The sequence below is a fragment of the Desulfobacterales bacterium genome (genome assembly GCA_034520365.1).
GTDB lineage: Bacteria > Desulfobacterota > Desulfobacteria > Desulfobacterales > Desulfosalsimonadaceae > M55B175.
In genome coordinates this window covers 395,775-409,144 of sequence record JAXHNP010000007.1, presented here as the reverse complement: position 1 = coordinate 409,144, position 13,370 = coordinate 395,775, and the positions used below count along the sequence as shown (strand labels likewise).

The following is a 13,370-nucleotide window of genomic DNA, read 5'->3' as shown; positions in this document are numbered from 1 at the left end:
GAAAATAAAGATAAAAATATTAATTTATAAATAATTTGAGCCGGGAACTTCGGGCCGTTAACTCAGTTGGTAGAGTATCTGCCTTTTAAGCAGAGAGTCGTAGGTTCGAATCCTACACGGCCCACCACCATACGATACAGCTAACCATGCGTCCCCATCGTCTAGCCCGGTCCAGGACACCGGCCTTTCACGCCGGCGACAGGGGTTCAAATCCCCTTGGGGACGCCACCTTACACCCCCAAAGAGTGGCTGGAAAACCGGCCGCTCTTTTTTTTTACCTCACCCCTATCGCCGTTCTCTTTTAGATTGCGCCTCCATCAGATACATAGCCGGCTGAATGCCGTATTGGGCGGGATGATAAGTTTTTTCGACCGTGTGCCGGTATTTGCCGCTGGATTCAGCCCTTTCATTTAAGTCCAGTAGTTCGGCGGTTTTAAGCTGCTTGCTGCTTTTGTCTTTCCGGAGGACCAGTACTTTCGGCATGGGCTGGTCCTCCGGGTCGCCGTTTTTATAAATCAGTCCCACTTGGCCGGTGTTTAGCTTGACCAGGGTGCCTGCCGGATAGACGCCCATCATATTAATAAACCATTTAAGCAGTATCGGATCAAAATCCTTCCCGCTTTTGGAAAGCATAAATCCCAGCGCCCGATCCGGGGAAAGGGTGGTCGGCCGATAGACACGGGGGGCGGTCAGGGCATCATAGACATCTGAGATTTCAATGATTCGGCCGAACAGGCTGATCGGCTTGGACCAGTTGACCGCGGGGTAGCCGGATAAGTCGTATTTCAGGTGATGCTCAAACGGCGGCAGGATGATTTGGGCGATCAGTTCCCGGTAGGCCTCGAGTTTAAGGATCTGGCGCACGCTGTTTAAGGAGTGCTGCTGGATTTTTTTGTATTCCTCATGATTGAGCCGCCCGGCTTTGTTGATGATTTCAATGGGGATGTCCACCTTGCCGAGGTCGTGGAACAGGCCGCAGATGCCAAGTCTGACCAGGGAATTGCGCGATAGCCCGATTTCATGGCCAAGGCAGAGGGAATTGACCGCCACATTAACCGAGTGGGTATAAGTGTAGTCGTCATAGTCGCGGATTGTGCTTAAGCCCATCAGGATACTCTTATCTATAAAAACCAGGTCGGTGATGTCCTGCACCACCCGGACCGCTTTTCTGACCCCGGCCGCATGATTCTCCCGGATTTTACGGGTCACCTCTTTGACTGTATTATACGCATAGGAGTAGGCGCGGTGGGCCAGTTCCATTTTCTGGGCCTCGGTTAGATTGCCTTCGCCCTGGGGTTCATTGATGATATCCACGAACTCAAACCGGTCCTGGTCCAGATATTTCTGCATCCATTCCAATGGGGCTTCCTGCTGCGGGGCTTCAATCAGAATCCGGGCAAATTGGTAGGCCTGTGAATAGCTGATATCAGGGAGCTGGAAGTTAAACTTCAGGCCGTATAAGGAGAGGGTTTCAAAAATGCCGAGCAGTGTAAAAATGGTGGGAGCGGTCTGCTGCCGGAGTAAAAGTTTTTCCCCTTGTACGAAGAGCCTTTCATGGCGGGCTTCAATGATGATTTCAGCTTTTTCGGAAAGGAGCTGCCGGCTTGTTTCCAAGAATTTCCCGGCGGCATTGACGGTTAACCGGTTGTTGGCCTCGTGAATTCTTGCGGTCTGCAGAAGCCGTTTAAAAAATAGCACAAACGCCTCGGCATGGGATTCCGATGCGGGCTCTGGTTCAGACCCTGGTTCCGGGGGCAACATGGGACAACTCCTTTGCATTTTTAACAGCTCGGCGGATGTTTGGCCAGATGCTTCGCGAGGCGGTTTTTATAGCCTGTGACGCTTCATCGGTATTGAGTATATATAGGGCCAGGGCAGCCCCCTGGCGGTGAATGCGCCGCAGTGTGCCGATCCGCCAGGGCCGGCCGAGCAGTTGTTTGGAAAGATAGCCTGAAACATTGGCGCCTTTGCAGTTACCTATCACCTGGTACAGCAGCAGCAGGGATTCCCGCTGATTCGGAGTAAAGGAGGTCTTGTTGAGATAGTCAAGCATCAGGGGCTCAAGGGTTTGCCCGGGCAGTTTTATCAAAAATCGGAATGCCAGCTCACGGATTTCTTTTTTGCGGTCTGAAATAAACGGCAGGAGCTGTTCCGCGGGCGGCGGCGTTTTGCGGGTTAATGCCTGTACCGCGGTTTTGCGCAGCGAGCTGTCATCGGCCCGGGAGGCCTCGGTGATCACCGGCAGGACATCCGGGTGGGAGATGTGGCCCATCGCGAAAATGGCCGTCTTTTGAACCGGCGGGGCCGTCTGCCGGGCCATATGAATAAGCGGGCGAGGGTCTTTTGATGCCTGATGGGTCAGCGCCCGTAAAAGCATGGCGCTTAAGGTCTTGTCCTTTATTTGCTGAAGCGTCTGGCCGATGCTTATCACCGATTCCGGCCGAAGCTGGCAGAGCATGTTTTCCAGGGCTTTGATTTTCTGATGGTCATCCGGTTTTATTTTGCTCAGGGCATCATTTAGTACCGACAATACCTGGGGGCCGGAGATCATAAGCAGGAAATCATCAATATGGGCCAGCGCCCAGGTACCGGAATTTTTGTAAGTCTTGCGCACATCATTTAATTGACCCAGAAATTTTGCCGCATACGGAAAATCGCCCTGGGCAAGGGTGCGTTTAAAACTGTCCTTTATGATATCAAGCACTGTGGCAAAATCTTCGCTTTCCCGCTGTTCCTTTAAGATGACCAGGAGCACGTCAAACAAATCCTGATCAAAATCCCGTGTTTCCTCCGCCTCCACCATTAGTCGGGTTTCGGCGATTTCTTCGGGGGATAGGTCAAGCAACTGCCCGTTGCTTAGGGTATCGGAAATGCTTGGCGCATCCCCTTCATCTTCCTCGGGCGGCTGTTCCGGCCGCGGCTCGGCTCGGCTGGCAGCTAATTTAAGGCTGGCCAGGTCAAGCACCGGCTCATTCTGCCAGAGCACATTGGTGGTGCTGTATTTTATATGATGAAGACCGGCTTCCCAGAGGCTGGTGACAATATCGCCCTTGCTTTCCTCCTCAAGCACCCGATGATGTTTTAATATGTTTAAAAATGACAGGATTTCCGCCTGGGCGATGCCCTCGGAAAAGGAAATCCATTTTAATCCGTCGCGGAAGCATAGATAGGCCGGATTATTCTGAAGATCCGGGTTATGATAGATCTTTTGGCCCTGAAACAGGATATCGCCTTTGCCCATTTCAAGCACGAGCGCCCCGTAATTGCGGGTATAGGCGTTGAGGTGTTCGTAAAGATCTGAAACGGATTTCCGGGAAACGGCGTGATGTTCCGGATAGAAGGAAGTGTTCTTGGCAGCCAGAATCAGTTTGTCAACAACGGTTTTTGCCTCTTGTAGCTGCCTGTCTTCGGACCAGTCAATGGTTTTGGCATGTTGCGTCATACAACAATCCGACCATCGGGAAAAATTGTTTTATGGTCAATGTCATTAACTTAAGATGCCATTTCTGCCTTCTCCCGCCGGGAAAAGGGGGGATTATAAGAAAACTCTATAGCATAAGCAGATGGTGATTGAAATAGTAAATCGAGTGGTTACACGGTAAATTTGTTCTATCTATTTTTCAGGCGGGCACGGTGGCCCGCTCTACGCGACAATGCCGACATTTTGTAGGGTCGGCCACCGTGCCGACCTTACATGCTCTCCGTTTATATTAAAATTTTCTTTGTGTGCCTTGACATATGGGAATCTTGCTTTACTATAATGAAGTTCAAAGCTTACCTGAACAGATTTTTACCATACCCAAAAATTAATTACCCTAACTTGCCGGAATTCGGCGCACAGGTGGGGTGTATGTCAGTCGAGAGGGCAGCCGCCGCTCGATATAACGTTTTCATCAACTAGGGAAAGGGCTGTCTGAGAAATGAAGATTCGTCCGTTAAACGACAGGATTCTGGTGGTTCGGGAAGAGGAAGAGAAGAAGACAAAAGGCGGCATCCTGATTCCGGATTCGGCAAAGGAGAAGCCCATACGCGGAAAAGTGGTGGCCGTCGGCCCGGGAAAGCGGGATGAAAAAGGCAAACGAATTCCAATGGATGTCAAGGAGGGTGATAAAATTCTGTTCGCCAAATATGCCGGAACCGAAATCAAGATCGAGGAAGTCGCGCATTTGTTTATGAAGGAAGACGATATCCTGGGAATTATTCAATAAATAAAGGAGAATGCAATTATGGCAGCCAAAATGATTTGTTACGGCCAGAGCGCCAGGGATCATATGCTTAAGGGGGTAAACACGCTGGCCAATGCCGTAAAGGTAACCCTCGGGCCCAAGGGCAATAATGTTGTTTTGGAAAAAAGCTTCGGCTCGCCCACCGTAACCAAGGACGGGGTAACCGTGGCCAAGGAAATCGAAATAAAGGGCAAGTATGAAAACATGGCTGCCCAGATGCTTCGCGAGGTGGCCAGCAAAACAAGTGATGTGGCCGGGGACGGCACCACCACCGCCACGGTTTTGGCCCAGGCCATTTTTACCGAGGGGCAGAAGATGGTGGCTGCCGGCGCAAATCCCATGGCCTTAAAGCGCGGCATTGACAAGGGCGTGGTGGCAATTGTCGAACGGCTGCAAAAAATCTCCAAGCCCACCAAGGATAAAAGGGAAATCGAGCAGGTGGGAACCATCTCCGCCAATTCGGATGAAACCGTGGGCAAGATTATCTCCGATGCCATGGAGAAGGTGGGCAAGGAGGGGGTGATCACGGTTGAAGAGGCCAAGGGCATGGAGACCACCCTGGAGGTGGTCGAGGGCATGCAGTTTGACCGGGGATATTTGTCCGCCTACTTTGTGACGGATGCGGAGAAGATGGAGGTCAACCTGAAGGACCCCTATATCCTGCTCCATGAAAAAAAGATTTCCAATATGCAGGATCTGCTTCCCCTTTTGGAGCAGGTGGCCCGGGCGGGCCGGCCGCTTTTGATTGTTGCCGAGGATATTGACGGCGAGGCTTTGGCGACCCTGATCGTGAACAAGCTTCGCGGCACACTGCAGGTGGCGGCGGTCAAGGCCCCGGGTTTCGGTGACCGCCGGAAAGCCATGCTCCAGGATATTGCGGTTTTAACCGGCGGCCAGGTCATATCCGAGGATATCGGGGTGAAGCTTGAAAGCGTGACCGTGGATGACCTGGGCACCTGCAAGACCGTCCAGATTGATAAGGACAATACAACAATCATTGAGGGGACCGGCCAGAAGAAGGATATTGAAGCCCGGATCAGTCAATTGCGCGCCCAGATTGAAGATACCACATCCGATTACGACCGGGAGAAACTCCAGGAGCGGCTGGCCAAACTGGTCGGCGGGGTGGCGGTGATTCATATCGGGGCGGCCACCGAGACCGAAATGAAAGAGAAAAAAGCCCGGGTTGAGGACGCGCTGCATTCAACGCGGGCGGCGGTCGAGGAGGGAATCGTCCCGGGCGGCGGGGTCGCCCTGGTGCGATGCATAAAAACGCTTGAAAAAGTCGATGCCAAGGGCGAGGAAAAGGAAGGCATTCGCATTTTAAAGCGGGCCCTTGAAGCTCCCCTCCGCCAGATTGCGCAAAACGCCGGCGTTGAAGCTTCAATAGTTTTTAATAAGGTCTTTGAAGGAAAAGACGACTTTGGCTTTAATGCCGCCACGGAGACCTATGAAAATCTGCTTGAAGCCGGGGTGATCGACCCCACCAAGGTTGTTCGGTTTGCCATTCAGAATGCGGCATCGGTTGCCGGCTTGATGCTCACCACTGAGGCAATGATCGCCGAGAAGCCCAAAAAGAAGAAAGGCGAAATTTTTAGTTAAAAGAATCAAGCAGTTCCAAGACCTCCTCATCCGACACATCATACCAGTTTTCATACACCTGGGCCACGGCCTGGAAAAATTCCGGGGTGGTCAATATGACCGCGTCATCTGCCAGGGACTGAAATTCGATCTTTGTCCGTGGGGACGATACCGGCGCAGCCACAATAATTTTTTGCGCCTTCTGGTTCCGGCACATGGCCACCGACGCCTGCATGGTGGAGCCCATGGCAATCCCGTCATCGATTAAAATAACGGTTCGCCCTTTAATTGCCGGCAGCGGCCGGCCTTTGCGAAGGGTTCGGATCCGGCTTTGGATTTCCTGTTGCTGGGCTTCATATATTTGCTGGCGCTCGGTTTCCGATACGGTTTGGGCAAAGCGGTCAAAAACGACCGAGCTCCCGTCCTCGGCAATGGCGCCGAAACCGGATTCCGGGTTATCCGGAAACGGCAGTTTGCGCACAATCAGCAGCTCAAAATCGCAGTTCAGGCGCTTTGCCACCTCAATACCCACTTCGACCCCGCCCCTGGGGATGGCCAGCACTATGGGATTTTCCGATTCATAATCAATTAGCTTTTCGGCAAGCAGCCTGCCGGCATGTGCTCTATCTCTGAATTTCATATTAACCCCCTGTATTATTTTATGAATATAATCATTTAGGGGTGTTTTATCCAGCCTGCTTTTGGCTTAATTGTGATGCGTATTAATCGGTCCCGGCCCGGGGGGATCCGTAAATGGCATAACGAGGATACGCCACAGGGAAAGGGGGCTCCGATACCGGGAAAGGCCGATTACCATATTGTGGTGTCCGGCCGCGGGCTGCGCCTGGTAGGTGCCGCAGAGCCGGTCCCACCAGGACAGATTGAAGCCGAAATTGCTGTTGGATTCCGTAAGGATCACGGAATGATGAACCCGGTGCATGTCAGGTGTGACAATCAGCCGCCGGATCCATTTATCGATGGCCCCGGGTATGTAGATATTTGAATGGTTAAACATGGATGTGGCGTTTAAAATGATTTCAAAAAGAATTACCGCCCCGGCGGGAAAACCGAACGCGGCCACCGCCCCCAGTTTGATAAACAGGGAGATAATGATTTCTATCGGGTGAAAGCGAAGGCCGGTGGTGACGTCAATATCTAAATCCGCATGATGGATCATATGAAGCCGCCATAACACCGGGACCGCATGAAAAAGGATGTGCTGGATATAGATAATAAAATCAAAAATGAGAAGGGTGGCCAGCCATTGAATGACGACAGGGGTTTCGACATAATTGAATACGCCCCAGCCCCGGGTGCCAGCGAAAACGGCGAAGCCGGCCGGTACCACCGGTATGATAAATCTTAAAACCAGGGTGTTTATCAAAATCAGGCCCAGATTTTTAAAGGATCGGACTATTCTGGAGTCCACCCGGTCTTTTTTTTGATTAAAACTCTCCAGCGCCAGCAGGACAACCAGGATGCCCGCAAAAGAGGCCGCCCGGATAAAGGCTTCAAAAGGCATATATTTTTTCTCCGTTCGGGGTTTAATTCAATAAGTAATCATTTTGATGCAGAAGTCGATAGAAGCGATAGATTTTATTTGGGCAGGCCCTGCGGGTCTGGTATAAAAAGTCACGGTAAATTTGTTCTATCTATTTTTCAGGCGGGCACGGTGGCCCGCCCTACGCGACAATGCCGACATTTTGTAGGGTCGGCCACCGTGCCGACCTTACATGCGAGAAACCCCATGGTTATAGGGTTTCTCGCCAGAACAAATTCACCGTGTATAAAAAGTAAAATCTGACGACAGATGGTGCTGATTGGTGATATGAATTCAACGCTTTCCAACAAATGGCGCACACTTATCTTTTTCGCGGTTTTCTGCATAGCTGCGGCCATCCTTTATTCAGCCGCGTTTCGCGCTCCGTTTGTCTATGATGACATCAACTACATCACCAAGAATGATCCCAATGTCCATATGACCGAATTCTCCTGGGAGGCTTTGAAAACCGCGGCCCTGGAGGGAAAACCCAAAAACCGGCCCCTGGCGAACTTAAGTTTTGCCTTAAACTACTACTTCGGAAAAGAAAACCCGTTCGGCTATCATCTGGTCAACCTGATTATTCATTTGCTAACCGCCGGGCTGCTGTTTTTTCTGATCCGCCTGACCTTCGGGATAATCAATGCGAAGGCGTCCCCGGAAAATGTGACGACAGAAGCGGCGGCAAACTGGATGGCCTTCCTGGCGGTGTTGATCTGGCTGGTCCACCCGGTGCAGACCAATGCGGTGACCTACATGGTGCAGCGCATGACCAGTATGGCCGCCCTGTTCTATATCCTTTCCCTGCTGCTTTATATCAAGGGCCGCCTGGCCATCCAAAAAACCCGGCGGATAAGAGCGGCCGGATTTATGGCCGGATGCATTCTGTCAGGCCTGTGCGCTGTGTTTACCAAGCAGAATGCCGGTATGCTGCCGGTGTTTATTCTGCTCTATGAATGGTTTTTCTTTCAGGATCTGCGGCCGGTCCGCTCAAAGCGGCTGATGTTTGGGGCAATTGCCGCTATTTTGGTATTCTGCGTGATCGGCTATATTTATCTGGGCGGCCATCCGCTGGAGCGCATCCTTTCCGCTTATGAGCGCAGGGATTTTACTCTTTTCCAGCGGGTGCTGACCGAATGGCGGGTGATCGCCTATTATGCCGGGCTCATCGTGTTTCCCCGGGCCGGTCGGCTTCTACTGGATCATTCATATCCCCTGTCCGATGCGCTTGTCGCACCGCTGACCACCCTGACCTCGGCCGGTATGATTCTTAGTGTCCTCGCCCTTGCCCTGTATTCAGTCAGAAAGCAGCGGCTGGTGGCATTCTGTTTGATCTGGTTTGTGGGCAATCTGGTGATCGAATCATCGGTCATCGGCATTGAAATCATCTACGAGCACCGGCTTTATCTGCCGTCCATGATGCTTTGTTTGATGGCGGTGTGGCTGCTATCCCGGCGACTGAAGCAGAATTGGCGGGTTATTATACCGATTGGGGTGGCGGTTGCCCTGGTGTTTAGTTTCTGGACCTATGAGCGAAACCAGATTTGGGCCTCGGATGTGACCTTTTGGAAGGATGTGGCCAAAAAGTCGCCGCAGAAAGCAAGGCCGCTTCAGAACCTGGCCTATTCCCTGCAGCAGAATGGCCGGCATGCTGAGGCGATTACCCACTATCAGGCATCCTTAGATATTGAAGCCCATCCGGCGGTCTACTTCAACCTGGGACTCTCTTTTATTAATGAGAAGCGATATGTAGACGCCGTCAACGCATATTTAAACGCTTTGAAAATGGGCTATCAGGCCCCGGGTATTTATCAGCATTTCGCCTATGCGCTCTCCATGGCGGGGGAGTTTAAGGAAGCACGTCAGCAATATCAGAACGCCATAAAGCGAAACCCGCAAAATGAAAGCGCCCGGAACCGGCTCCGGGCCTTGAGCCAGTTTTTAAACGAGTGCCGAACACCGATTGATTGCCTTAATCAGCGGATTGATGAGCAGCCGGAAAACATGGCGCTTCGATTCAAGCGGGGGGTAAGTCTTGAAGAAAGAGGCGAGCTGGATGCCGCCATGGCCGACTATGAGGCTGTGCTGTCAAATCTTTCCCCATCGGATCGAAAGCTATACCTCTTGGCGCTCAATCGGCTGGGAATGGTGTATTTTCAAACCGGCGGACTGGATGCGGCAATGGATATGTTTACCAAAGGCATCCGCCTGGCGCCCGAAGAACCCCATTTTTACTATCACCTGGCCGCCCTATGGGCGATCAAGGGCAATCCGGAACGATCGCTCAGTTTCCTGGATCAGGCCATTGAAAAGGGGTTCTCGGACGGGGCGGAGCTTAAGCGGGATTCGCGGTTTGACAGTCTTCGCGAGCATCCGGGGTTTAAGCAGCTTTCCGCCAAAATCAGCCCTCCATAGATGCGGAATATAGAAAAGGGGTGTAGAAGGGGTTGAAGATCCGAAAAAAATCCTTTATAAGAACCCTCAAACCATTGAAAAGCGATTGGAAATTATTTTTATAGGAGGGATAAAATGGGTAAAGGCGACATCCGCAGCAAAAGAGGCAAAATTTACCGCGGCACCTTTGGCAAGACGCGCCCCAAAAAGAAGAAAAAGAAGTCCGAATAGGGGGTGTTGCGGTAACAATAAGCTCGTTTTCCTGCCAGCAGGACGGCCGTTATCAAGCCGATTCCGCGCCGTCCTGACTAAACTCCCTTCACGGCTAATTTGTTCTAACCGCAAAACCCACAACCACGGTCCTGTTAACGGACAATTAGTCGGCACGGTGGCCGACTCTACGACGCATGTGGCCGTAGGGCAGGCCACCGTGCCGGCCTAAGAAAAGACAGAACAAATTTGCCCTGAAACTCCCTTCGACTTTTTTGCACCCCGCTCTTATTGGTGATATATTTGTGCCTTAGTGCCTTCAAACACGCAACAAAAGTTATTTACAGGCTCGGCTGCGGCTCGTGGAGAATACTTTCAATGGTTATACCGCCTGATGCTGCCAGATAACTTGTTGATAAAATATTTAATATTAAATGATTAGGGGTGTGTTACAATTTTGTTGTTTTCATTCCGCTATAAATGACAAAAATGTACAAAATAACCCATGCGTGAAGCAAAAAATATAAATTTAAGTATAAATATCAGATAATTAAATATAGCATTATTTTCGGCATGTGATTTGCAATAAGACTTTGTGCTGGAAAAATAATGATAAAACAAGCCGTGCAAAAAGTTTATAAGCGGCTTTAATATGAGGAGCCTTTATGTGTCGACTGTTCGGTCTAACCAGTGAAGCGCCGGTATCGCCCATGGTCGCCTTAAATGCACTGGACGTGATGCGCGAGGGCCATGACGGCTCGGGGGTGGGGCTTTTTCTCCGGGACCTGGGCGGACCGTTTGAAGATATGAAGGATGCCCCCATTCTATCCGGTATTTTCACCGAGGCGGGCTTGAAGCGCCTGGACAGCTTTATGATCGATATCGGGTTTTTGACCAAGTATAAAATCACCATCAAAGTGCCGAAAGTTCCCCCGCCCGGTGTGCCCAAGCGGGATATTTATCTGATCCGCGCCTATGAATACCCGGATGAATGGGAGAGCTTAAGCGATGCGGAAAAGCACAGCCGCCTCCTGGATATCCGCTTAAAGCTCCAGGCCATGGGGCGGGAGAAGCATGATATGATTGTCTTTTCTTTCTGGCCGGATACGATTATGATCAAGGAAATCGGCGATCCCTTAACCGTGGGCAACTACCTGGAGCTTTCCAACGAGAAATTAAACTCCCGGATCATTATGGCCCAGGGCCGGCAGAACACCAACTACGCCATTGACCTGTATGCCTGCCACCCGTTTTTCATCCAGGGGTTTTCCACCATGACAAACGGGGAGAACACGGCGTTTGTGCCCATCCGGGAATATCTCATGAGCCGGGGCGTTTCCGGCTATAGCGGGTTTTATTCGGATTCCGAGGTGTTTGTGCATATTCTGCACTACATTCACACGCGGCTGGGCTTGAATATCGAAGCCTACAAGCACATTATCACCCCGCTTCAGGACGATCACCTGGAGGATCATCCGGACGGGATGTTTTTAAAGCACATGAAAAAAAGCTGCCGCAAACTGATCATCGACGGTCCGAACTGTATCATCGGGGTGATGCCGGACAACACCATGTTCATGGCCCAGGACAGAAAAAAACTGCGGCCCGGCGTCGTGGGCGGCCGTCCCGGCATGTATGTATTCTCCTCCGAAATATGCGGTCTGGACGCGGTGCTGCCGGACCGGGACAAACAAGCCGATTTTCAGCCCATGCATATGGATACGGTGGTTGTCAGCCCGGATCATCAAGAGGCCAAGATATGTCATCAAATGGAAAAATTATCCCTTCTTCATTAAGCACCAAGGATCTGCCCTGGCAGATTGCCTGGAGCAAGGAAAAATGTACCTTGTGCGGAAAGTGCACGGCCGTTTGCCCGGTGCACGCCATTGAACTCGGCGTCTTTCGAAAGCGGATCGTGGACGTGGAAATGGGCCTTAATGCCAAGCCGGGCAATGTCTTCAAAACCTACTACGGGATCCGCCAGCGCACCTCGCCCGCCTATCATTGCGTGGGCTGCGGCATGTGCACCATGGTCTGCCCCAATGACGCGATTATGCCGATGCACTCCGATGAAGCGGAAAAACTCTCGTTTCACATCAACCAGGGCGGCGAGCCGGAGCGCCGCGGCGGCCGGAGAAATGTTCCCGGCGGGGTGCTGGACCGGATCAAGTTCACCCGGATCTCCATGTTAACCGATCCGGCCCTGGATGCCGGCCGGCACCAATTTGAGATGCGAAGCCTCCTGGGCCGGGTTCTGCCGCCTGAGGAGAATATCCGCATGATCCGGGAGCGCGGCTGGATTCCCCCGGTACGCGAGATTTACCCGCTGATCATCGGCGGGATGTCATTCGGCGCCCTCTCGCCCCCCATGTGGGAGGGGCTCCAGATGGGGGTAGCCTATTTAAACGAGGAACTGGGCATGCCGGTTCGGATCAGCACCGGGGAAGGCGGTTGCCCGCCGCGGCTTTTGCGCTCGCGTTTTCTGCGGTATGTGATCCTGCAGATCGCCTCCGGCTACTTCGGGTGGGATGAGATCATTCATGCGATTCCCGAGATGAAGGTGGACCCCTGCGCCATTGAGATCAAGTACGGCCAGGGGGCAAAGCCCGGCGACGGCGGGCTTTTGATGTGGTACAAGGTCAACCAGCTGATTTCGGCTATCCGAGGCGTCCCGCAGGGGGTGAGTCTCCCGAGTCCCCCGACGCATCAGACTAAGTATTCCATCGAGGAGGCGGTGGCCAAGATGATCCAGTCCATGTCCATGGCCTGGGGATTCCGGGTGCCGGTGTATCCAAAGATATCCGCCACATCCACCGCCCTTGCCGTATTAAACAACCTGACCCGAAATCCCTATGCGGCCGGCCTTGCCATTGACGGCGAGGACGGCGGTACGGGCGCGGCCTACAACGTGTCCATGAATCACATGGGCCATCCCATCGCCTCCTGTTTGCGCGACTGCTATTTGAACCTGGTTTCCGTTGGCCAGCAGAATGAAATCCCGCTGTTTGCCGGCGGCGGTATCGGCAAAAACGGCAATCTCGCCGCCAATGCCGCAGCGCTGATTATGCTGGGGGCAAGCGGGGTTCAGGTGGGCAAATACGTGATGCAGGCGGCTGCCGGGTGCCTGGGCTCTGAAACCGGCCGCTGCAATATCTGCAACATCGGTCAGTGCCCCAAGGGGATTACCTCCCAGGATCCCCGGCTTTACCGGCGCCTGGACCCCGATGATGTGGCCCGGCGGGTGGTGGATATGTATGTGAGTTTTGATACGGAGCTTCGAAAAATCGTGGCCCCGCTCGGCCGTTCCACCTCGCTTCCCATCGGTATGTCCGATGCGCTGGGGGTTGATGATAAGGCGACCGCAGAGCGGCTTCAGATTAAATATGTGGTGTAGGTTTAGGTAAGGCACTGAGGTTATA

Annotated in this window: 10 protein-coding genes and 2 tRNA genes; 8 read left to right on the top strand and 4 right to left on the bottom strand. The window is 52.4% G+C overall.

The features are described 5' to 3' along the window. Positions 1–51: 51 nt before the first annotated feature. Positions 52–127, top strand: a tRNA-Lys gene (locus U5L07_16030). A gap of 23 nt (positions 128–150) precedes the next feature. After that, positions 151–228: transfer RNA gene (locus tag U5L07_16025), tRNA-Glu, on the top strand. A 57-nt stretch (positions 229–285) separates the two neighbouring features. Here the strand turns inward: U5L07_16025 and U5L07_16020 are convergent. Then, complete coding sequence (locus U5L07_16020; protein MDZ7833257.1) at positions 286–1,761, bottom strand: HD domain-containing protein; 1,476 nt, start codon at positions 1,759–1,761, stop codon at positions 286–288. Next, positions 1,736–3,442 carry a HEAT repeat domain-containing protein gene (locus tag U5L07_16015; protein MDZ7833256.1) on the bottom strand — a complete coding sequence of 569 codons (1,707 nt, stop codon included), beginning with the start codon at positions 3,440–3,442 and terminating at the stop codon, positions 1,736–1,738. The genes U5L07_16020 and U5L07_16015 overlap by 26 nt, the downstream gene beginning before the upstream one ends. 478 nt (positions 3,443–3,920) lie before the next feature. Here U5L07_16015 and U5L07_16010 point away from each other — a divergent pair, with 478 nt between their 5' ends. Further along, on the top strand, positions 3,921–4,208 hold the full coding sequence (locus U5L07_16010; GenBank protein MDZ7833255.1) for a co-chaperone GroES: 288 nt from the start codon (positions 3,921–3,923) through the stop codon (positions 4,206–4,208). An 18-nt stretch (positions 4,209–4,226) separates the two neighbouring features. Continuing rightward, on the top strand, positions 4,227–5,828 hold the full coding sequence (gene groL / locus U5L07_16005) for a chaperonin GroEL (protein MDZ7833254.1): 1,602 nt from the start codon (positions 4,227–4,229) through the stop codon (positions 5,826–5,828). On the opposite strand, the gene U5L07_16000 is transcribed toward groL, so the two are convergent. Further along, the gene (locus tag U5L07_16000; GenBank protein ID MDZ7833253.1) at positions 5,821–6,447 is read right to left on the bottom strand and encodes a phosphoribosyltransferase; all 627 of its coding nucleotides are present in this window, start codon (positions 6,445–6,447) and stop codon (positions 5,821–5,823) included. The genes groL and U5L07_16000 overlap by 8 nt on opposite strands. A 66-nt stretch (positions 6,448–6,513) precedes the next feature. After that, positions 6,514–7,329, bottom strand: a complete 816-nt coding sequence (locus U5L07_15995; GenBank protein ID MDZ7833252.1) for a sterol desaturase family protein — start codon at positions 7,327–7,329, stop codon at positions 6,514–6,516. A gap of 288 nt (positions 7,330–7,617) precedes the next feature. Between U5L07_15995 and U5L07_15990 the strand changes: the two genes are divergently transcribed. From U5L07_15990 to U5L07_15975, 4 genes are all read left to right on the top strand, one after another. Further along, the gene (locus tag U5L07_15990; protein ID MDZ7833251.1) at positions 7,618–9,762 is read left to right on the top strand and encodes a tetratricopeptide repeat protein; all 2,145 of its coding nucleotides are present in this window, start codon (positions 7,618–7,620) and stop codon (positions 9,760–9,762) included. Between the two features lie 114 nt (positions 9,763–9,876). Beyond that, a complete protein-coding gene (locus U5L07_15985; protein ID MDZ7833250.1) occupies positions 9,877–9,972 on the top strand; it encodes a 30S ribosomal protein THX in 96 nt (31 codons plus the stop codon). Positions 9,973–10,616: 644 nt separating this feature from the next. Continuing rightward, a complete protein-coding gene (locus U5L07_15980) occupies positions 10,617–11,747 on the top strand; it encodes a glutamate synthase (GenBank protein ID MDZ7833249.1) in 1,131 nt (376 codons plus the stop codon). After that, the gene (locus U5L07_15975) at positions 11,711–13,345 is read left to right on the top strand and encodes a glutamate synthase-related protein (GenBank protein ID MDZ7833248.1); all 1,635 of its coding nucleotides are present in this window, start codon (positions 11,711–11,713) and stop codon (positions 13,343–13,345) included. Before U5L07_15980 ends, U5L07_15975 begins: the two co-directional genes overlap by 37 nt. Positions 13,346–13,370 lie beyond the last annotated feature (25 nt).

Coding starts and splice junctions, on each gene's coding strand:
- U5L07_16020 (MDZ7833257.1), bottom strand. CDS start 1,761: ATGTTGCCCCCGGAACCAGGGTCTGAACCAGAGCCCGCATCGGAATCC.
- U5L07_16015 (MDZ7833256.1), bottom strand. CDS start 3,442: ATGACGCAACATGCCAAAACCATTGACTGGTCCGAAGACAGGCAGCTA.
- U5L07_16010 (MDZ7833255.1), top strand. CDS start 3,921: ATGAAGATTCGTCCGTTAAACGACAGGATTCTGGTGGTTCGGGAAGAG.
- groL (MDZ7833254.1), top strand. CDS start 4,227: ATGGCAGCCAAAATGATTTGTTACGGCCAGAGCGCCAGGGATCATATG.
- U5L07_16000 (MDZ7833253.1), bottom strand. CDS start 6,447: ATGAAATTCAGAGATAGAGCACATGCCGGCAGGCTGCTTGCCGAAAAG.
- U5L07_15995 (MDZ7833252.1), bottom strand. CDS start 7,329: ATGCCTTTTGAAGCCTTTATCCGGGCGGCCTCTTTTGCGGGCATCCTG.
- U5L07_15990 (MDZ7833251.1), top strand. CDS start 7,618: ATGGTGCTGATTGGTGATATGAATTCAACGCTTTCCAACAAATGGCGC.
- U5L07_15985 (MDZ7833250.1), top strand. CDS start 9,877: ATGGGTAAAGGCGACATCCGCAGCAAAAGAGGCAAAATTTACCGCGGC.
- U5L07_15980 (MDZ7833249.1), top strand. CDS start 10,617: ATGTGTCGACTGTTCGGTCTAACCAGTGAAGCGCCGGTATCGCCCATG.
- U5L07_15975 (MDZ7833248.1), top strand. CDS start 11,711: ATGTCATCAAATGGAAAAATTATCCCTTCTTCATTAAGCACCAAGGAT.